A 19,361-nucleotide genomic window follows, 5' to 3' on the forward strand; every position below is an offset into this window, starting at 1 on the left:
TCTGTTCATCCTTGCGAATGACCCGAAGTCCCCGGGACGTCGCCTAGGCTGAAGCAATCATCCCTCGCAGAGGTTCTGTGGGGAGTTACCGAAATGGAGCAGGGATGGGTGTTTTTCGGCGCGTCATTTTGCCGGTTGCCTGGTTGTTGGTCTTCGCAATAATTGCCGTGGCCTTGGTCAAGATCGCCTTCATTGATGGACTCAAGTCCGCCGCTTCGCAGCCGGCTCCGCTGGCCGAAGTGGATATTCCGATGGTCCCGGCCACACGGGCCACGGTCACCAACACCGTACAGATCAAAGGCACAGTGCAGTCCGACGCGGCCGAACCTGTGCGCAGTACCTCCGCCGGCAGCGTGGTCAAGATCTTCGTTGAGCCCGGGGCCGCCGTGTCCAAAGGCGACCCGCTGTTCCAGGTCAAAGCTGAACGGGCCGTGACCAACCCTCAGGTTTCCAAGGACGGAACACCTCCAAAGCCGGTCTATGACTACCTCAACGTCCTTGCCCCGGGCACGGGAACACTGCAGTCGCTGAGCACACTGATCGACCAGCAAGTCACCGTCGGTGAGAGCGTCGGCAGGATCGACCCCGGCACCTATACCGTGGCAGGCTCCGTCACTGCCGCCCAGCAGTACAGGCTGCTCGGCAAACCCGGACCGGCAGAGATCGCCCTGGTAGGTGGTCCGGCGCCGTTCCAGTGCGCCGAGGTTGCACTCAGGAACAACGCTTCCGACGACGGCGGCACCGGCTCGGGCGGGTTGGCCGGCTCAGGAGGGGGTGCCGGCATGGGTGTCGGGGCTGCCTTGGCGGGACCAGGCGGAGGGCAACAGGAGGAGGGCAGCACGCCGACGGGGACGCTGAGCTGTGCCGTGCCCGCGGACCAGCAGGTCTTCGCGGGCCTCGCTGCCACGATGACCGTCAGTGCAGGTGTGGCCGCTGACGTCCTGACCGTTCCGCTGACCGCCGTGAAGGGCAGCGTGAAAGACGGCATCGTCTGGGTTTCCAGTGCAGCCGGCGGAGCGCCGGAGGAACGGAAAATCCAGCTCGGCCTCAATGACGGCTCCGTCGTCGAGGTGGTGTCGGGACTGGCCGAAGGTGAGCAGGTTCTTGAATTCGTTCCCGGCGCCCCCGCAGTCACTGACCCGATGATGGGTCCCGGGCCGGTCACCTACGTCCAGGGCGGGTAGGTCAGCGTGGACGACGAAACAACAAGCGAATCCCTCGTCAGCCTCCGCTCCGTCACCCGCTCGGTCACGCTGCCTGACGGGCAGCAATTGCACATTCTCCGGGGTATCGACCTGGAGGTGCGCGGCGGCGACCACACGGCGATCGTGGGAAGGTCCGGTTGCGGCAAATCGACCCTGCTTAATCTCCTTGGTCTCCTCGACGTGCCCACCTCCGGTGAATTGCACTTCCTGGGCCAACCGGCGGACCGTTTGGGGAGCAACGCCCGTGCCCGCCTGCGTGGTTCCACGGTGGGGTTCGTGTTCCAGCAGTTCAACCTCCTGCCCGGTCGCAGCGCACTGGATAACGTGATCACGCCGCTGCTCTATGCACAGGGCAAGGACTTTTGGCGTCGACGGGAACTCGCCATGGACATGCTGGACAGGGTTGGCCTCGCGGCCCGGGCCGACACCATGCCCAACATGCTCTCCGGAGGTGAACAGCAGCGTGTGGCCATCGCCCGGGCACTGGTCCGGAAGCCCCGGCTGATCCTTGCCGACGAGCCCACCGGTGCCCTGGACGTGGAGACCGGCCAATCCGTCATGGCGTTGCTGGACACCGTAGCCACGGAATCGGCGGCCGCCCTTGTCACCATCACCCATGACGTCAACGTGGCCGCGCTGGCCCGTGCCTGCTACCGCCTCGACTCCGGAGTCCTCGGCACCATGGCACTCACAGAGGCAGGAGTACCCGCATGACCGGCTTTGTGTCCACGCTGGTGGAAGCGTGGCAGGAGCTGCGCATCAATAAAGTGCGGATCCTCCTGGCCCTTGTGGGTGTTGCACTTTCGGTATCAGCGCTCACGTCAGTGGTGGGCCTGGGAAATCTGGCCCGGGAAGGCATCAAAGCCCAGTCCGAGCGGGACCAAGGCAGGGTAGCTACGGTCTCCCTGAGCGTGAACGGCCCGTCGGTACCAAGCCCCGAGCAGCTCGACAAAGCCTATGAAGGCATCCAGCAGCGTTTCGGGATCACGACGTCCTCGCACGTGGGCAGGACGCAGGCGGGCTTCCAGTTTCCCCGGGGCGTCACCAGAGTGGAAATGACTATCGTGGATATCGGCTACGGCATTATCCACCGCGTCCCCATTCTGCAGGGAAGCTGGTTCGCCGCCGATGACGGGCAAAGGCTCGCACCCGCCGTCGTGGTTTCCGAAGCCTTCTATGACCAGGCCGGAAGGCCCAACCTCACAACCCAGCCCACCGTCACTCTTCCAGGGGAGCATCCGGCAACCGCGGTGATCATCGGAGTGGTTCCGAACGTCCACGAGATGGCCCCGCCCTCTGCTTTCATCCTTACTGACGGGGCACAGCTGATCGGCGTGCGGCCGCAGATGTCCGAGTTCAAGATGTGGGTGGGGGAAGAACAGGCAGGACCCCTGACCGCTGCGATCAGCGCGGACCTTCAATCGCAGTTCCCGGGGACCTATGCCCAAGCGCAGCGGGTGGACTACGCTGCCTGGGGCGATCCGCTGGGGCCGACCCAATGGATTGTGGGTGGCATAGCCGTTCTGGTCCTGCTCCTGGGCGCAGTCGGGATGGTGAACATCTCGATGGTCACCGTGCGGTACAGGGTCCGCGAAATCGGCATCCGGAGGAGCTTTGGTGCCACCTCCGGACGGATCTTCTTCGGCGTCATGATGGAATCCGTGGTCGCCACCGCGGTCGCCGGCGTGGCCGGCGTCATGCTGGCGATCGCGGTGGTGAAAAACCCTTGGATCGAGTCCAAGGTCGCGCCGGGGCTCAACGAGTTCCCGGCGTTCCCTATCGAGGCCGCGCTCATGGGGTTCGGAGCGGCGGTCCTTGTGGGCGCCCTGGCGGGGGCCATCCCGGCAGTCGTTGCGGTGCGCGTGAAGGTTATTGACGCAATCCGGTTCTGACCTCCTCGCTCAAGCGTCCCTGCTGAAGCCGGAAGCGCCGGTCCGTCTTCTGTGCCAGCGAGCGGTCGTGGGTCACCACCAAAATGGTGGTGTTGTGGTCACGACTCAAGGAACTCAGCAACTGGATGATGTGCTCGCCGGTTTGCTCGTCAAGGTTTCCGGTGGGCTCATCGGCCAGGATCAGCTTGGGCTCATTGGCCAAAGCCCGGGCGATGGCCACACGCTGCTGCTCGCCGCCGGAGAGCCGGTTGGTCCGCCGGGAATGCTTCTCCGGATCCAACTGGACCTGCTCCAAAAGTTCCCTGGCACGCTGCAGGCGGGAAGCCTTGCGCACGCCGGCGAACTCCATGGGCAGCATCACGTTGTCCACGGCGCTGAGGTTGGGAATCAGGTTGAACTGCTGGAACACGAAGCCGATGTCCCGGCGGCGGTACTCGGTCAGCTTGCCGTCCGGAAGGCCCGCGAGGCTCACGCCATCAACGACGACGTCTCCCGCGGTCGGCTTGTCCAGCGCACCAAGGAGGGACAACAGGGCGCTTTTGCCGCTGCCGCTCTTACCGACGATGGACGCCAGCGACCCCTTCTCCAGCTCGAAGCTGACGCCGTTGACCGGCTTGATGGTCCTGTCTCCGGACTTGAACTGGCGGACGAGGTCCTTGACTACGATCACGGCTATTCTCCTCGGAGTACTTCGATGGGACGGATACGGGCGGTCAGCAGGGCAGGTACAAGGGCGCCGATGACGGCGACGGCGAACACCGCGGCTATGCCCGCGGCGATCACGCCGGGGGAGGCGCTCGCGGTGACGGAGGTCAGCAACTGGCCGGCCCCACCCAACGGACCGCCTTGCCCACCGAACCCTCCACCGCCGGGAACACCGCCGTTTGGCATCGCCCCGGCCAGGCCGCCGCCGCGCTGGGTGGCGGGTGCCGCCGTCGTGCTTGTATTTGAGCTGATGAGCGCAGAGGCGATGCCGCCGCTGGCAAGGGAAGCGATCACCGCACCTACCACGCTGCCCAAGGCGACCAGGACCAGCGACTCCAGTACAAACTGCAGGCCGATGGTGCGGTTGCGGGCGCCGATGGCCTTCAGTACACCGATTTCGCGGCGACGCTCGCGGACCAGCATCACCATGATGAGCAGGATGATCAGGCCGGCGGTGGCGAGTGCTGCGATGAAGGCGACCAACGAGATGTTCTTGACGCTGTCCAGGGAACTGACGGCGGTTTCGAGGTTGCGCTGGCCTTGGGTGACGTCCGCCTTGTCGGTGCCGAGTGCGCTTTGCAGGGCAGTCTTGGTGCTGTCCACGTTGTCCATGCTGTTGACGGTGACAATCATGGTGGAAAGCTCATCAGGGGTGTCGGCAAGGGTTTGGGCCTCGGGAAGCGTCACATAGACGGCGTTGTTGCCGAAGGTGGTTCCGGCGTCGAAGATTCCCGCGACGGTAAAGGTCTTATCCGCGATCGTGAACGTGGACCCGACCGTTAAGCTGTTCTTTTCGGCCAGGGTAGTTCCCAGGAGTGCTTTGCCGTCCGCGAGGGTGTAGTCGCCCAACCCCGTGCCGCTGGTGATGTCCAGGGCCTTGCCGGTGGTATCCACTTCGGCGCCGATGCCAGTGGCTGTGATCGGTAGGGTGCGGACCGGCTGGGCAGCGGCGTCCGTTGTTGTTCCGGTGGAGCCGTTCCGGTTGCCGAGCGTCCCGGCGTCGACGGCGGCTGTCAGGTTGGTGGTGACTGTTGCTGCCTGTTGGCCGCCAGGCCCGAAGCCGCCGCCCGGGCCGGCCTGCGTGGTGGTGCCCGACGTCGCGGATTCCGTCTGGAGACGGAGCGCTTTGGTTCCCACGACCGAGGTGACGTTGGCGACGCCCGCAGCGGTCTCAGCTTCCGCCGTCGTGAGTGGTTCCCCGCCGCCTTCAAAGCCCTGTCCGCCGGCCGGATTCACCGTCAGGGTGGTGCCCACGGATGCGTTGAGTTCCTGGACCTTGGCACCCACGGCCTGGTTGGCGACCAGCATGGCCAAGGCCAGACCGATGGCGACGGCCAGCACCGCCACCACGGCTGCCGTTCTGATTTTGTTGCGGAAGGCGTTGCCTACGCTTCGGGCAAGGACGCTCACGTTTCTCCTTCGGACCTGGTGAGCGGCCCGTCGGACGCGGGCCGCAGGACCAACACTGGCCAGCCGGTCTGTGCGGGAAGCCAGCCGAAGCTATGCGTGGGCTGTGAAACGTGGAAGCCGCAAGGCCTTAAAGCTGCAAGCCCCGGTCCGCCTGCTGGCGACCGGGGCTTACTGTGGTGCTGTAAAGAGGTGTTACTTGGTGATCGGGCCGAGGACCGGATCGTCAACGTAAGCCGTCTTGACGTTCTCTGCCGTTACGATCTGCGGCGGCAGGAGGTACGCCGGAACGGTCTTCACACCGTTCTTGTAGGAGTCCTTGTCGTTGATCTCCAGTTCCTTGCCGGCCTGCAGGTCCTTCACCATGGTGATGGCGTGCTCAACCAGCTTGCGGGTGTCCTTGTTGATGGTGGAGTACTGCTCGCCGGCCATGATCGACTTGACGGACTCAACCTCGGAGTCCTGGCCGGTCACGACGGGAAGCGGCTTGCCAGCGGCCTTGACGGACGTCAGCACTGCACGGGCCAGCGTGTCGTTCGGCGAGAGGACGCCGTCCAGCGATGCGGTGCCGTAGCTGCCGGTCAGCAGCGTGTCAGCGCGGCGCTGGGCGTTCTCTGCCTTCCAGCCCTGGGTCACAGCCTGCTCGAAAGCGGTCTGGCCGGACAGGACCTTGAGGGTACCGTCGTCGATCTTCGGCTTCAGGACGCTCATGGCGCCGTCAAAGAAGACCTTGGCGTTGGCATCATCCGGGGAACCGGCAAAGAGCTCGACGTTGTACGGACCGGTTGGCTTCTTGGCCTTCAGTCCGTCCAGCAGTGCCTGGCCCTGCAGCTCACCGACCTTGAAGTTGTCGTAGGCCACGTAGTAGTCCACGTTCTCGGTGTTCAGGAGCAAGCGGTCGTAGGCGATGACGGTGGCACCGGCATCCTTGGCCTGCTTGAGCTGGGTGCCGAGCTGGGCGCCGTCGATGGCTCCCACGATGATGACCTTGGCACCCTTGGTGACCATGGCGCTGATCTGGTTCTGCTGCTCCGAGACGCCGCCGTTGGCGAACTGTACGTCCGGCTTGAAGCCGGCGCTGGTGAGGCCGTCGTTGAACAGCTTCTCCGCCAGGACCCAGTTCTCACTGGTCTTCTGCGGAAGTGCGACGCCGATCAGCGAGTCCTTGGGGAACGCTTCCCCGCCTGCCGTGCTGGTGCTGGAGCCGCTGTCCGAGCGGCCGCAGGCTGTCAGCGCCAGTGCCGCGATGGCAGCTACTGCTGCTGCCTTTCCTGCTTTACCAAACATTCGCATATCTTGGTTCACTTTCTCTGTGGGTGGGGTGGAGCGAGTCTTCTGGTGGAGAAGTTCTGGTGGAAACCGCTCAGGCTTCCTTGGAGATGACCTCTTTGGTGGAGGTTGTCTCGTCCGGTTTGATCTCGTTGTTGCGCTGGAAGTTCTTCATCAGCAGGCCCGTGATGGACCGCTTGCCCTGGGACTTGTTGTAGACATCGAAGGCAACGGCGGCCAGGAGCACCAGACCCTTGATGATCTGGGTAAGGTCGGCTCCGACGCCCAGCAGCTGGAGGCCGTTGTTGAGGACAGCCATCACCAGGCCGCCCACGATTGAGCCGATCACGGTACCGACGCCACCGGTCACTGCGGCGCCACCGATGAACACGGCGGCGATGGCGTCCAGCTCCCAGCCGACGCCGTCGAACGGACCGGACGCGGTGGAGCGGCCAACGAAGATCATGCCTGCCAGACCTGCCAGGACCGACATGTTGAGCATGACCATGAAGTTGACCTTCTTGGACTGGACACCGGACAGCTCGGCTGCGTGGCGGTTGCCACCCACGGCGTAGACGTGGCGGCCCAGGACGGTCTTGTCAGCCACGAAGCCGTAGAAGAGGACCAGGACGGCCAGAATCAGCCCGGGGATCGGGAAGGACGTGCCGGGGCGGCCCGTGGCGAACAGGTAGGTGGCGTAAAGGATGGCACCGCAAATCAGGACCAGCTTGGTGACTTCGACCCAGAGTTCGGGAACGTCAGCACCCAGGGCCTTGTTGGCTGCACGGGCACGGAGGGACATGACCACCACGAACGCTGCGGCCAGGATGCCGATCAGGAGGGTCAGGTTGTTGAAGCCGGTGTTGGGCCCGACTTCGGGAAGATACCCGGAACCAAGGTACTGGAAGTCGTTGGGAACGGGGATGGTGTTGGACTTGCCCACGAACTGGTTGAAACCACGGAACAGGAGCATGCCCGCCAGCGTCACGATGAAGGCTGGTATGCCTACATACGCTGTCCAGAAACCTTGCCAGGCGCCGATGATCGCGCCCAGGAACAGTCCGAAGAGCACACCCATGTACCAGGGGATGCCCCAGTCCCGGATGGCGAGGGCCACGGAGACACCCACAAAGGCCGCCACGGAGCCTACGGAGAGGTCGATGTGGCCGGCAATGATCACCAGCACCATGCCGATGGCCAGGATCAGGATGTAGGAGTTGCCGTTGAACAGGTTGATCACGTTGCCGGGGGTCAACGTGCGGCCCTGCGTGAAGATCTGGAAGAAGACGATCAGCGCCACCAGGGCGAAGATCATGCCGAATTGGCGGGTATTGCCACCAAAGAGCTTCTTGAGCGCGTTCATTGTTTTGGTCCTTGTGTCAGGAAGGGGTGGTTCTGGGCCAAGGGTCAGGCTGCTTTCCGGGAAGAGGTCATAAGCTTCATCAGGCTTTCCTGGCTCGCCTCGTCTTTGTTCAGGACACCGGTGATGGCGCCTTCGAAAATCGTGTAGATGCGGTCGGACAGGCCCAGGAGCTCAGGAAGCTCCGAGGAGATGACGATCACTCCCTTGCCCTGGTTGGCCAGCCGCTGGATGATGCCGTAGATCTCGTACTTGGCGCCGACGTCGATGCCGCGGGTGGGTTCATCCAGAATGAGCAGATCCGGGTCGGTGAACATCCATTTGGCCAGCACCACTTTCTGCTGGTTGCCGCCGGAGAGTTTGGCCACGCCTTCCTCCACCGACGGGGTCTTGGTCCGCAACGATTTGCGGTACTCCTCGGCCACCTGGAATTCCTTGCGGCTGTCCACCACCGAGTAGTTGCTGATCTTGTTCAGGGCTGCCGCGACAGTGGTGGTCTTGATGTCATCGAGCAGGTTGAGGCCAAGGGACTTGCGGTCCTCGGTGACATAGCCAAGGCCGGCGTCGATTGCTGCGCGGACGGTCTTCAGGTGCACCGGCTTGCCGTCCTTGTAGACCTGGCCCTTGATGAAGCGGCCGTAGGAGTGGCCGAAAATGGAGCGGGCCAGTTCCGTGCGGCCTGCGCCCATGAGTCCTGCGAAGCCGACGATTTCGCCACGGCGGACAAAGAAGTTCGATCCCTTGCAGACCAGCCTGTCCTGGATCTGCGGGTGGCCCACGGTCCAGTCCTTCACTTCGAAGAAGACTTCGCCGATCTTCGGCTCGTGGTCCGGGAAACGGGATTCCAGGGTTCGGCCGACCATGCCCTTGATGATGCGGTCTTCGTCCACGCCGTCACGCTTGACGTTGAGGGTTTCGATCGACTTGCCGTCACGGATGATGGTGATCTCGTCCGCGATCTGTTCGATCTCGTTGAGCTTGTGGGAAATGATGATCGAGGTGATGCCCTTGCCCTTGAGGCCGAGGATCAGGTCCAGCAGGTGCTGGGAGTCGGATTCGTTCAGAGCCGCGGTGGGCTCGTCCAGGATGAGCAGGCGGACCGACTTGTTCAGGGCCTTGGCGATTTCCACCAACTGCTGCTTGCCGACGCCGATTTCCTTGATGGGGGTATCCGGGTCCTCGCGCAGGCCAACGCGGGCCAGCAACTCAACCGACCGGCGGCGGGCCTCTGCCCAGTCGATCACTCCCCACTTGGTGGGCTCGTTGCCCAGGAAGATGTTCTCCATGATGGACAGTTCCGGAATCAGCGCGAGTTCCTGGTGGATGATCACGATGCCTGCGGCCTCGCTGGCGCGGATGTCCTTGAACTGCTGCGTTTCGGCCATGTACACGATGTCGCCTGTGTAGCTGCCGTGCGGGTAAACGCCCGAGAGGACCTTCATCAGCGTGGATTTCCCGGCACCGTTCTCGCCGCAGATGGCGTGGATCTCTCCGGCTTTCACGCGCAGGCTCACGTTGGACAAGGCCTTCACGCCCGGGAATTCCTTGGTGATGGACCGCATTTCCAGAAGGATCGGTTCATCTTGCGTGTCAAGGGGTGTCATTAGCCCTTACGCCTCCAATGCATGACGTCGTTGTCGGCCCCACAATGGCGGGGCTGTCTGATGAAAAAGTAAACTGGATCACCCGTCTTGTCGTCAAGACTTGAACGCATGAGCTAGCTAACGATTTCGTTACCTGGCGGTAATACCTGCGTGTTGGAAGACCAGAGCTGCCGCTCCCAGGGCCTCTGCCCGGGCTCCAAGGGAGGACATGGCCAGGTGTGTTGTCTCTCCAACCACGGGTACTGCGTGGCGTACCAGGCCCCGGCGGATCGGGTCCAGCAACAGGTTGCCCAGGCCCGCCAGCGGGCCGCCCACCACGATCACTTCCGGGTTGATGAGGTTGGCGACGTTGCCGAGTGCCCGGCCCACGGCAAGGCCGGCGTCGTCCACCACGCGCTGGGTGGCGGAGTCGCCGGCAAGGCAGTTGCGGACAATGTCCTGCGGGGTGAGCAGGGTGTCCTGGCCGCGCCCCAGCAGCTCGATCATGGTGGTGGTTGATGCGATCGTTTCCAGGCATCCGCGGTTTCCGCACCGGCATACCAGTCCGTGTTCGTGGATGGTCGCATGGCCGATTTCGCCCGTAATGCCCACGTTTCCGTAGTAGGGCGCCCCGTTGAGGATCAGCCCGGCGCCGATGCCCGACCCCACCTTGAGGAACATCAGGTTAGAGACGCCGCTGTGCGGTCCCCACGTGACCTCGGAGAGCGCACCAAGGTTGGCATCGTTGTCAACGAACACGGGAACTTTGAGCGCTTCCTCCAACCTGTGGAGGATGTCGATTCCCACCCACTCGGGCAGGATCGCGCCCTGGGCGACAGTACCCGATCGGCGGTCGATCGGCCCCGGAATGCCGGCTCCGGCGCCTACGACGGCGGTGGGGTCGATGTCGTTTTCTTCCAGCAACCGGTCCAGCAGGCGGACGGCCGCGTCGATGCCTTCCTCGGCCTGGTGGCCGAGGGGAAGCTCGATGAATTCCTCGGCGATGACGTGGTAGCCCAGCGAGGCAAGGACCACCCGCAGGTGGCGGCGCCCGAAGTCGATTCCGACGGCGACGGCTCCGTTGCTGTTCAACCTGACGTTGGTTGCCCGGCGGCCGGAACTGGTGGTCGGTTCAGTGGATACCAGTCCGGCGTCCTGCATGATCTTGACGATGTTGGACACGGTGGCGGTGGACAGCCCGGTTTGCCGGGACAGCTCGGCCTGCGTCGACGGCCCACTCAGCAAGCACTCGATGATCCGTTGCTGGTTGAGGTGCCGGAGCGCTGATTGCGAACCGGGTTTTCGTGGGTGGCTCTTCGTTGAGCGCTGTGTAGCGGGCATGACAAGAAGCGTGCCCCAAGAGAAGACTTGTAGTCAAGAAGTGAACACAAGGAGTCAATCTTTCGAGACATACTCCAACGCAAGTGGTTCCTCCCCGAGCGCAACGGGCAATGCGTCCCGGCCAAGGGGCACGTGGGTCCAAACGCCCTGCTCCGGGGGCCCCACGCAGGCCTACGCTGGAAGGAGAAGTGGCCCGCAGTGGCCCGAAGTCGATTAACCAAGGTGGTAAAGATGCTGCTATCCGTCCTTCAGGCCAACGCGTCCGTGCTGGACATCGACGCCAACCTGCGGACCATTGACGAGGCTGCACACCGGTCCGCCCAAGCCGGCGCCGCCATCCTGCTCACTCCGGAGTTGTTCCCTGTGGGCTATGCGCCATTGCGGCTTCACGCAGAACTGGACCCAGCCATCCTGCCGGAGCTTCACCAACGGTTGGCCGGCATTGCCAGGAAGCACGGTATCGGCCTTGTCTACAGCCTCCCGGCGCCGGCGGCCCTGCCGGACCTCCCCGCCCAAGCTCTCGACGCCCAAGCGCTCGACGCCCAAGCGCTCGACGCCCACGCGCACGACGCCCACGCGCACGACGCCGGAGCGGAGCCGTCTTCCGGCGAGGACCGCTGGCACATCTCGGCTACTTTGCTGGACGCCAGCGGCACCGGCTTGCTCACCTACAACAAGGTTCACCTGTTCGGTCCGGAGGAACACAAGGCGTTCGTTGGCGCGCAAGCACCTCCCGCCGTCGTGGATTTCAACGGAATCCGTACGTCCATGCTGATCTGTTACGACGTGGAGTTCCCCGAGGCCGTCCGGGCGGCTGCAAGCCGCGGCGCCGAATTGTTGCTCGTGCCAACGGCGTTGTCGGCCGGATTCGAGAACGTCCCGCAGGTCCTGATCCGCGCCAGGGCGCTGGAAAGCCAGCTGAACGTCGCCTACGCCAACCACTCGGGGCATGAGGATGTGTACAGCTTCCTGGGCGGCAGTGTGGTGGCCGGCCCGGACGGGTCGTTGCTGGCCGCCGCCGGGGAGGGGCCCGCCTTGCTGTTCGCCGAGGTGGGGACGGACAGCGTCAAGGCAGCCCGGAACGAGGTCCCGTACCTCCGGGAGCGGAGGCCGGAACTGTATGCGGAGTGGGACCGCTAGTCGGACCCGTCCACATACTGCAGCGCGATCCACAGCTCGGCCCGGACCTGCGCCTGGTTGAGGTCCATGTCCAGCAGCTCAGCCAGGACCCCGATCTGCCGGCGCACGCTGTTGCGGTGCAACCCGAGCAGTTTGGCTGAGGCGTCCCAGCTGCCGTTTTCGCTGAGCCAGCCACGCAGGACAGCCAGCAAGGGACCACGGCGTTCAGGTTCGAGTGCCAGGACCGGTGCCAGCAGCCGCGACGCCAGCATGGTTCCCGCTTCCTGGCCCAGGAGGCCGGTGACGGACCAGGTCATCTCGTCCGCGCGGGCGCTCTTGCCGCTTAGCTGTACCCGGGCACGCAGGGAACTGGCACGGTGGTAGGCCTCGGTCAGGCCTGCCAGTTCCGTCGGCTCGCCGATCACCAGGCGCCAGCCGAGCTTCTCGACATCGGCCAGCAGTGCATCGTCAACGCGCAACCGCGTGATGGCCGCGAATCCGTACTCGGTAATCTCCACGAGCTTGGTGTCGAACAGCCGCCGCCATTGGAGCACCTCACGAACGGGGCTGTCGCCGGCGGGCCACTCAGGAGAATCGACTTTGATGCCCTGCACCACGCGGACCGGAGCGGACCTGGTGGAGGAGACGCTTTGCGCCAGCAGGTCCCGGAGACCATTGACATGCCTGGTGCCGCCGTTCACCAGCGAGTCAGGGTGCAGCAGCACGGCTGTTGCAAGTTGGCTGGGGGCCAGGGATCCACTGGTCCGTTGCCGCACCAGCAGCTCCAACAGACCCACGGCGGACTGCACCACGCTGTTCTGGGCAGGCGTCAGCGGTGCGTCGGCACCCAGGACCAGGGCGCCCAGGTTGGCGTCCTTGGTGCTGCGCAGCGGATGCCCGAACACCAGCGCCGAGCCGGGCTGTTCAAAGCTGTCCATCTCCACGCGGGGCCCGCTGCCGGACAGGAGCCGGTCCAGCATGGGTGCCAGCTGTGACTGCTCGACGGCGGTGCTGCCGCCGGCACTGTGCCCGCGGGCCCGCACCCGTCCGTCCGCTCCCACCAGCAAAGCCCACACGGGTACGCGCTGGACCAGCGCAGCCAGGAGTTCGTGTTCCGGCCTGGGGGAGAGGACCGCCCGCATCAGCTGCCGGTTGGTGTCGGCAAGCTGCCGGAAAACCCGGGCCGCATCCGTCTCCAGGAGCTGGGAGAACTCCAAGCCGATCGCGGCGAACGGCAAAGACTCGGGAACCTCGAACAAGGTGAGGTTGTGCCTTCGGCAAGCCTCAAGCAGCACGTCGGGAACGGCGTCGAAATAGGGCTGGATGCCAAAGCCCAGTGCGGCAACCTTGGCACCCACCAACCGCTTGACGTAGGCGTCCACCTTGGCCGCCGAGCCACCTTTCCCCAGGAAAGGCAGCCCGGCGGTGAGCAGGAATTCGCCCTCGGGCAGGTAGGGCGTTGGGTCTTCCAGCTCGCTTGGTTCCACCCAGCGCAGCAGTTCGGTGCCGCTGCCGCCGTCGTGAAGCATTGTCAACTCAGGCGGCAGCTGCTCCAGGAACTGGTCGAGGGTGACGGAGCTGATGCGGGCGGTGGCGGGCTCAGGCGACATTGCCCTGCCCGGCGGCGGCCGGCTCCTGGTAGTCGGGGCATTCGTACGCGCTGGATTCATAGACGCGCGGCAGGCGCGGGGCAATCCTGTTGATGATTTCGTCGCCGTGGCTGCCGATGGCCGAGCCCCAATCGTCGGCACTCGCAGCGCCGCACGCGGGGTCGCCGAACAGGACGGCGGTGTCACCGACGTCGATCCCCGTGGCATCGGGACCCAGGTCCACCATGAACTGGTCCATGCACACCTTGCCGATCACGGGTACCTGGCGCCCGCCCACGTGAACCACCGACCTTCCGCTGATTCCCTTGGGGATGCCGTCCGCGTAGCCCAGGGGAATGAGGCCCAGATAGCGCGGCTCGTAAGTGATGGCCTGGTGTTCGTAGCTGACGCCCGTACCGGCCGGGACCTTCTTGACCATGACCAGCGGCGCGGTGACGCTCAGTGCGGGCCGCAGGCCGAAGTCGGCGGGATCCAGGTGGTCGGCCGGCGCCAACCCGTAGATGGCCAATCCCGCGCGGACCATGTCGAAGTGGAACTCGGGCCGGTCCAGGATATTGGCCGAACTCGACACGTGCCGAAGTTCCGGGCTCAATCCTGCTGCGCGGGCCTGGCTCACGGCGTCCTCGAACTCAGCCACGGCTGCCGCATTGCCGGGGTGGGCGGGGACGTCGGCCCACGCGAGGTGCGTCCAGATTCCGCGCACCCGGACGGTGCCGTCCACCTCCGCTTGCCGGGCTTGCGCTACGAGTTCCGGCCAGTCCTCCTTGCGCGCCCCGCCACGGCTCAGGCCGCTGTCCAGTTCCAGATGCACGACGGCGGGACGTCCCAGGCGTCCGGCGGCACCGGCGAGCACCTCCAGTTGGCGGACGCTTCCGAGGGACACGTCGATGTCGTTTTCCAAGGCTTCGATGATGGTGGCGCTTGTCTGGGATGCCAGATAGAGCCAGGAAAGGATGGGCTGTGTGATGCCGGCTTTGCGGAGAGCCACAGCCTCGTTGAGTTGGGCGGTTCCCAACCAGTCGGCCCCGGAGCTGACGGCCGTACGGGCGACCTCCACCAAGCCATGGCCGTAGGCGTTGCCCTTGACCACGGCCATGAAATGAGGTGCCTCCGTGCGCTTCCTGAGGATGCGGATGTTGTCTGAAATCGCGGACAGATCCACCTTGACCTGCCCGGAAACCGCCGCCGGGGCGGGGGATGAATGGGGTGCATTACGTCTCATGGTTGAACACTATAGGTCATTTTGCACCAGCTTGAGAGCTGGCTCACATGGCAGTCTTGTGGAGGGGAAACCGAAACTACTCATGAAGGGACGTCAACGGTGACCGTGCCTGTCAACACCCAAAAACCACCCGCCACCCGAAGCGCGGGACTGGGCCCGGGCGCCCAGCTCCTGCGCCGCAAACCCCTCGGCCAAATGGTCGGCGAGGCCGGTAGCAGCGAAGGCGGCACGCCGCTGGTCCGCAGCTTCGGAGTCCTCCAGCTGACCATGATCAGCGTCGGCGCCACCCTCGGCACCGGCATCCTGGTCATCTTGGGAGAGTCCGTGCCGCTGGCAGGCCCCGCAATCTGGATCTCGTTTGTGGTGGCCGGCATTGCAGCCCTTCTCTCCGCTGTGTCCTACGCGGAGATGGCCGGGCTGGTCCCCGTGGCCGGATCCAGCTACTCCTACTCCTACGCCACCATGGGAGAGGGCATGGCCTGGATCTGTGGCTGGTGCCTCGTGCTGGAATACGCAGTGTCCGTGGCGGCGGTAGCCGTCGGGGCCGGGCAGTACGTCAATGAAACCCTTGCCGCCTTTGGGCAGGTCCTGCCCGATGCCCTGAGCCAGCCGCCGGGCGACGGGGGAGTGGTCAACATTCCGGCCATGGTCATCGTGCTGCTGGCCATGGTCCTGCTGGTCCGGGGCGCCCGCGAAAGCGCGTGGATCAACACGGCAATCGTGGTCATCAAGGTCGGCATCCTGCTGTTCTTCTGTGCAGTAGCCTTCACCGCCTTCAACGCAGGCAACTTCGAGCCGCTCCTGCCCATGGGCGCAGCGGGCGTATCCGCAGCAGCGTCCAGCGTCTTCTTCTCCTACATCGGCTTCGACGCAGCATCCACCGCCGGTGAAGAAGCCCGGAACCCCAAGCGCGACCTGCCCAGGGCCATCATGCTTTCCATGCTGATCGTGACCACCATCTACGTGCTGGTTGCCGTCGCAGCCATCGGTGCCCGGCCATGGGGCTGGTTCGACGGCACCGAAGCCGCCCTCGTCCAGATCCTGCATGAGATCACGGGACAGCCGTGGATTGCCCTGGTCTTCTCAGCCGGTGCCGTACTTGCCATCGCCAGCATCGTGCTCACCGTGCTCTACGGCCAGACCCGCATCCTGCTGTCCATGTCCCGCGATGGCATGGTGCCCAAGGTCTTTGGCCGCGTCTCCCGCCGCACCGGCACCCCGGTGGCCGGAACGCTGCTGGTGGGAACCGCCGTCGCACTTGCCGCCGGGCTGGTGCCCCTGGGCGCGCTGGCCGACGCCACCAGCATTGGCACGCTGTTCGCATTCGCGCTCGTCAACGCGGCCGTCATCTACCTGCGGCGCAGCCGTCCGGACCTGGAACGGAACTTCAAGGTGCCGCTGTACCCCATCACCCCTATCCTGGGCGCCGCCATGTGCGCCTACCTGATGGTCAATCTCGGTGCGGACACCTGGATCACCTTTGGGGTCTGGATGCTCGTGGGAGCCGCCATCTACTTCGGCTATGGACGCCGGAATTCCAAGGTAGCCGCACTGAGCGAGCAGGACTACCGTGAAATGACCACCAGGGCCACGAGCCCGGAACCTGTGAAAGCAGACAACGCATGACCGTCGCCACCGAACTCCCCACTGACCCCTCAGCCGACAGCTCGGCGGAGGCTCCCATCACCATGCTGAACCCGGACTTTCCGTTCAGCTACGACCACTACCTGGCCCACCCGGACGGGCTGGGGTCCGTCCCCGCGGGGCGATACGGGACCGAAGTCGCCATCATCGGCGCAGGGCTGTCCGGGCTTGTGACGGCCTACGAACTTATGAAGCTCGGCCTCAAGCCCGTCATTTACGAGGCCGACCAAATCGGCGGCCGGCTCAGGACAGCCAGCTTCCCCTCGGCCCCCGGCGTGGTTGCCGACCTCGGTGGCATGCGGTTCCCCGTCTCCGGCAAGGCCTTGTACCACTACATCGACCTCCTGGGACTGGAAACACAGGACTTCCCGAACCCGTTGGCGCCTGTCACCTCCAGCACGGTGATCGAACTGGCGGGCCGGAAGCATTACGCTGCCACGCCCGAGGACCTGCCGCCGTTCTTCCGCGAAGTAGCCGACGCTTGGAAAGACGCGATCAAGGACGGAGCGGCGTTCACGGAAATGCAGGAAGCCATCAAGGCCCGTGACACCAAGCGCATCAAGGAACTCTGGAATGAGCTCCTGCCCGAACTCGACGAGCAGACGTTCTATGGATTCATCGCCGCCAGCAAGTCCTTCAAGGATGCAGGCTTCGCGCACCGCGAGGCTTTTGGCCAGGTCGGCTTCGGCACCGGTGGCTGGGACACGGACTTCCCCAACTCCATCCTGGAGATCCTGCGCGTCGTCTACACCGACGCCGATGACCAGCACCGGCTGATCCGGGGAGGAGCGCAAAGGCTGCCCGAGGCACTCTGGAACCACGCGCCGTCGGACATCACGCACTGGCCGCAGGGCACCTCGCTGGCGTCGCTGCACTCAGGTTCGCCGCGCGGAGCCGTGGACAACATCCGCCGCGCAGACAACGGCGACCTGGTGGTCCGGGAAAGCTGGGGCCGCGAGGCGACCTATTCTGCGGTGGTGACCACCTGCCAGTCTTGGTTGCTGTCCACGCGCATCCACACCGAAGAAGCACTGTTCCCAGCGGAGATGTGGACCGCGATCGAGCGCTCGCACTACATGCAGTCGTCCAAGACCTTCGTGATGGTGGACCGGCCGTTCTGGAAGGACATCGACCCGGAAACCGGCCGCGAGGTCCTTTCCATGACCCTCACCGACCGCCTCAACCGGGCCACCTACCTGCTGGACGACGGCCCGGACAAGCCCGCCGTCATCCTGCTGTCCTACACCTGGAACGACGATGCCCTGAAGTGGCTTGCGCTCAGCGCCGAGGAACGCGTGAAGCTCATGCTGCACTCGCTGGAGCAGATCTACCCGGGCGTGGACATTGCCAGCCACATCGTGGGGCAGCCGGTCACGGTGTCCTGGGAAGCCGACCCCAACTTCATGGGTGCGTTCAAAGCCAACCTGCCCGGACACTACCGGTACCAGCAGCGGTTGTTCACCCACTTCAAGCAGGACAAGCTGCCGGAGAACCAGCGTGGCATCTTCCTGGCCGGGGACGACGTGTCCTTTACCGCCGGTTGGGCCGAGGGCGCTGTGACCACGGGCCTCAACGCTGTGTGGGGCGTAGTGAACCACCTGGGTGGATCCTCGGCCACCGGCAACCCCGGACCGGGTGAGCTGCTGGACGAGTTGGGTCCGATCCCCCTGGACTGATGCAACGAAAGCGGGGCCCGCTCTGCGTGAGCGGGCCCCGCATTCGTTCGTCAGGCGTGCATTTCCCGGTGGGCCGCAGCCAGTTCCTTGTAGTGGGCGGCGTTGCGCTTCACGCCGTCGAATTCCTCGTCGGTGAGCTCGCGGCGCACCTTCGCCGGGACGCCGGCCACCAGGGAGCGCGGGGGAATGACTGTGCCCTCAAGGACCACGGCGCCCGCCGCGATGAGGGAACCGCTTCCGATCACGGCGCCGTTGAGGATCGTGGCGCTCATGCCAATGAGGCAGTCGTCCTCCACGGTGCAGCCGTGCACCACGGCGCTGTGACCGACTGAGACGCGCTCGCCGACGGTGCAGGGGAATCCGGGGTCCGCGTGCAGGACCACGTTGTCCTGGAGGTTGGAACCTGCGCCTACCGTGATCGCCGCCGTGTCTGCACGGACCGAGACGCCATAGAACGCGCTGGAGTCCTGGGCCAACGTGGCCTTGCCGATGATCGACGCCGTGGGTGCCACGAAGGCGGTGCCATGGATGTCCGGGGTGTCCCCGGCAAAAGTGTATGAGGGAGCCATGTGCCCCAGCATAAGTCACCCCGTGCACCCAGCTAGGTCGCATTAGTGCGCGTTATGAGCCCTCAAAACGCGCACTAATGCGACCTAGTTGGGTGAGGGGGTGCGGAGGACCAGGAACTGGTAGTGCTGGGTCCAATGGCCTGCTCCGGGCCCGGACTCCACCCCCGTTCCTTCGGGCCAGGTCCGGAAGTGCTCCACCACACCATGGGCACCGAAGATCCGGTGCAGGGTGTCATCGCTCCGGCGGCTGAAGAACCGGCGGGGCTCGTCGAGGTCTTCCGGGTTCAGGACTTCGTCGTCGTCGCCGGACCACAGCCCGACGGCGATCGGCGCACCAGGTGCGGCGACCCGCACAAGTTGGCTGACGACGTCGTGAATCCTGCTGTTGGGCACGTGCAGGAGGGTGCTCATGCTCCACACGGCGTCGAAAACCCCGTCGGCAAAAGGCAGCTTCCGTCCGCTGGCCACAGAACACTCAAGCCCGTGGGCCCGGGCCACCTGGACGCTTTCACCGGACAGGTCCACTCCGGTGTAGTGCAGCCCCGCCTGGACAAAGGCCAGGCCTTCAACACCGGTTCCGCAGCCGAGCTCAAACAGGGAGTGACGGTGCTCCTCCTTCAGCAGCCGCACGAACCACTGCCTGGCCTCCACCCGGTGTGGAGTCAAGGACCGGGTGTTCCGCACTGCGGCATGGCGGTCGTAGTAGAGAGCCAGGTCAGCTTCCGGATCAGGGATACCCTGCATACCCCCAGCGTAGGA

16 protein-coding genes are annotated in these 19,361 nt (G+C 64.8%); 6 read left to right on the plus strand and 10 right to left on the minus strand.

Annotated elements, in window-relative coordinates:
• The first annotated feature begins 104 nt into the window (after nucleotides 1–104).
• The 3 genes from ACPFL9_RS06085 to ACPFL9_RS06095 are packed head-to-tail and all read left to right on the plus strand — an operon-like array spanning nucleotide 105 to nucleotide 3,097.
• Complete coding sequence (locus ACPFL9_RS06085; protein WP_426006409.1) at nucleotides 105–1,184, plus strand: hypothetical protein; 1,080 nt, start codon at nucleotides 105–107, stop codon at nucleotides 1,182–1,184.
• A gap of 6 nt (nucleotides 1,185–1,190) precedes the next feature.
• Nucleotides 1,191–1,919, plus strand: a complete 729-nt coding sequence (locus ACPFL9_RS06090) for an ABC transporter ATP-binding protein (RefSeq protein ID WP_426006410.1) — start codon at nucleotides 1,191–1,193, stop codon at nucleotides 1,917–1,919.
• Nucleotides 1,916–3,097 (plus strand): ABC transporter permease, encoded by a 1,182-nt coding sequence (locus ACPFL9_RS06095; protein WP_426006411.1) that lies wholly within the window; start codon nucleotides 1,916–1,918, stop codon nucleotides 3,095–3,097. The genes ACPFL9_RS06090 and ACPFL9_RS06095 overlap by 4 nt, the downstream gene beginning before the upstream one ends.
• Here the strand turns inward: ACPFL9_RS06095 and ACPFL9_RS06100 are convergent.
• The 6 genes from ACPFL9_RS06100 to ACPFL9_RS06125 form a co-directional block, all read right to left on the minus strand.
• Nucleotides 3,075–3,767 (minus strand): ABC transporter ATP-binding protein, encoded by a 693-nt coding sequence (locus ACPFL9_RS06100; RefSeq protein ID WP_426006412.1) that lies wholly within the window; start codon nucleotides 3,765–3,767, stop codon nucleotides 3,075–3,077. The two genes, ACPFL9_RS06095 and ACPFL9_RS06100, sit on opposite strands and share 23 nt — an antisense overlap.
• 2 nt (nucleotides 3,768–3,769) lie before the next feature.
• On the minus strand, nucleotides 3,770–5,212 hold the full coding sequence (locus ACPFL9_RS06105; protein WP_426006413.1) for an ABC transporter permease: 1,443 nt from the start codon (nucleotides 5,210–5,212) through the stop codon (nucleotides 3,770–3,772).
• A 192-nt stretch (nucleotides 5,213–5,404) separates the two neighbouring features.
• Nucleotides 5,405–6,502, minus strand: a complete 1,098-nt coding sequence (locus ACPFL9_RS06110; RefSeq protein WP_426006414.1) for a substrate-binding domain-containing protein — start codon at nucleotides 6,500–6,502, stop codon at nucleotides 5,405–5,407.
• A 70-nt stretch (nucleotides 6,503–6,572) separates the two neighbouring features.
• Nucleotides 6,573–7,841, minus strand: a complete 1,269-nt coding sequence (gene mmsB, locus ACPFL9_RS06115; RefSeq protein WP_426006415.1) for a multiple monosaccharide ABC transporter permease — start codon at nucleotides 7,839–7,841, stop codon at nucleotides 6,573–6,575.
• A 44-nt stretch (nucleotides 7,842–7,885) separates the two neighbouring features.
• Entirely contained in the window at nucleotides 7,886–9,442 is a 1,557-nt protein-coding gene (mmsA, locus tag ACPFL9_RS06120; RefSeq protein WP_426006416.1) for a multiple monosaccharide ABC transporter ATP-binding protein, read from the minus strand.
• A gap of 129 nt (nucleotides 9,443–9,571) precedes the next feature.
• Nucleotides 9,572–10,762, minus strand: coding sequence for an ROK family transcriptional regulator (locus tag ACPFL9_RS06125; protein WP_426006417.1), 1,191 nt, complete (start codon nucleotides 10,760–10,762; stop codon nucleotides 9,572–9,574).
• A 231-nt stretch (nucleotides 10,763–10,993) separates the two neighbouring features.
• Here ACPFL9_RS06125 and ACPFL9_RS06130 point away from each other — a divergent pair, with 231 nt between their 5' ends.
• Nucleotides 10,994–11,902, plus strand: a complete 909-nt coding sequence (locus tag ACPFL9_RS06130) for a carbon-nitrogen hydrolase family protein (RefSeq protein ID WP_426006418.1) — start codon at nucleotides 10,994–10,996, stop codon at nucleotides 11,900–11,902.
• Here the strand turns inward: ACPFL9_RS06130 and ACPFL9_RS06135 are convergent.
• Nucleotides 11,899–13,491: a PucR family transcriptional regulator gene (locus ACPFL9_RS06135; protein WP_426006419.1), complete on the minus strand. Its 1,593-nt coding sequence runs from the start codon at nucleotides 13,489–13,491 to the stop codon at nucleotides 11,899–11,901. The genes ACPFL9_RS06130 and ACPFL9_RS06135 overlap by 4 nt on opposite strands.
• Nucleotides 13,481–14,713 (minus strand): alanine racemase, encoded by a 1,233-nt coding sequence (gene alr / locus ACPFL9_RS06140; protein WP_426006420.1) that lies wholly within the window; start codon nucleotides 14,711–14,713, stop codon nucleotides 13,481–13,483. The genes ACPFL9_RS06135 and alr overlap by 11 nt, the downstream gene beginning before the upstream one ends.
• 99 nt (nucleotides 14,714–14,812) lie before the next feature.
• On the opposite strand from alr, the gene ACPFL9_RS06145 reads away from it, so the two are divergent.
• Together ACPFL9_RS06145 and ACPFL9_RS06150 are read left to right on the plus strand one after the other, a co-directional pair.
• A complete protein-coding gene (locus ACPFL9_RS06145) occupies nucleotides 14,813–16,339 on the plus strand; it encodes an amino acid permease (RefSeq protein WP_426006421.1) in 1,527 nt (508 codons plus the stop codon).
• Complete coding sequence (locus tag ACPFL9_RS06150; RefSeq protein ID WP_426006423.1) at nucleotides 16,336–18,033, plus strand: flavin monoamine oxidase family protein; 1,698 nt, start codon at nucleotides 16,336–16,338, stop codon at nucleotides 18,031–18,033. Before ACPFL9_RS06145 ends, ACPFL9_RS06150 begins: the two co-directional genes overlap by 4 nt.
• Nucleotides 18,034–18,083: 50 nt before the next feature.
• Here ACPFL9_RS06150 and ACPFL9_RS06155 read toward each other — a convergent pair whose 3' ends face one another.
• Together ACPFL9_RS06155 and ACPFL9_RS06160 are read right to left on the minus strand one after the other, a co-directional pair.
• Entirely contained in the window at nucleotides 18,084–18,602 is a 519-nt protein-coding gene (locus tag ACPFL9_RS06155; RefSeq protein ID WP_426006424.1) for a gamma carbonic anhydrase family protein, read from the minus strand.
• 84 nt (nucleotides 18,603–18,686) lie between these two features.
• Nucleotides 18,687–19,346, minus strand: coding sequence for a class I SAM-dependent methyltransferase (locus ACPFL9_RS06160; protein ID WP_426006425.1), 660 nt, complete (start codon nucleotides 19,344–19,346; stop codon nucleotides 18,687–18,689).
• Nucleotides 19,347–19,361 lie beyond the last annotated feature (15 nt).

The organism is Paenarthrobacter sp. NyZ202 (assembly GCF_049860755.1).
GTDB lineage: Bacteria > Actinomycetota > Actinomycetes > Actinomycetales > Micrococcaceae > Arthrobacter.

Coding starts and splice junctions, on each gene's coding strand:
- mmsB (WP_426006415.1), bottom strand. CDS start 7,841: ATGAACGCGCTCAAGAAGCTCTTTGGTGGCAATACCCGCCAATTCGGC.
- ACPFL9_RS06150 (WP_426006423.1), top strand. CDS start 16,336: ATGACCGTCGCCACCGAACTCCCCACTGACCCCTCAGCCGACAGCTCG.
- ACPFL9_RS06085 (WP_426006409.1), top strand. CDS start 105: ATGGGTGTTTTTCGGCGCGTCATTTTGCCGGTTGCCTGGTTGTTGGTC.
- ACPFL9_RS06155 (WP_426006424.1), bottom strand. CDS start 18,602: ATGGCTCCCTCATACACTTTTGCCGGGGACACCCCGGACATCCATGGC.
- ACPFL9_RS06135 (WP_426006419.1), bottom strand. CDS start 13,491: ATGTCGCCTGAGCCCGCCACCGCCCGCATCAGCTCCGTCACCCTCGAC.
- ACPFL9_RS06160 (WP_426006425.1), bottom strand. CDS start 19,346: ATGCAGGGTATCCCTGATCCGGAAGCTGACCTGGCTCTCTACTACGAC.
- ACPFL9_RS06125 (WP_426006417.1), bottom strand. CDS start 10,762: ATGCCCGCTACACAGCGCTCAACGAAGAGCCACCCACGAAAACCCGGT.
- mmsA (WP_426006416.1), bottom strand. CDS start 9,442: ATGACACCCCTTGACACGCAAGATGAACCGATCCTTCTGGAAATGCGG.
- ACPFL9_RS06095 (WP_426006411.1), top strand. CDS start 1,916: ATGACCGGCTTTGTGTCCACGCTGGTGGAAGCGTGGCAGGAGCTGCGC.
- ACPFL9_RS06110 (WP_426006414.1), bottom strand. CDS start 6,502: ATGCGAATGTTTGGTAAAGCAGGAAAGGCAGCAGCAGTAGCTGCCATC.
- alr (WP_426006420.1), bottom strand. CDS start 14,713: ATGAGACGTAATGCACCCCATTCATCCCCCGCCCCGGCGGCGGTTTCC.
- ACPFL9_RS06130 (WP_426006418.1), top strand. CDS start 10,994: ATGCTGCTATCCGTCCTTCAGGCCAACGCGTCCGTGCTGGACATCGAC.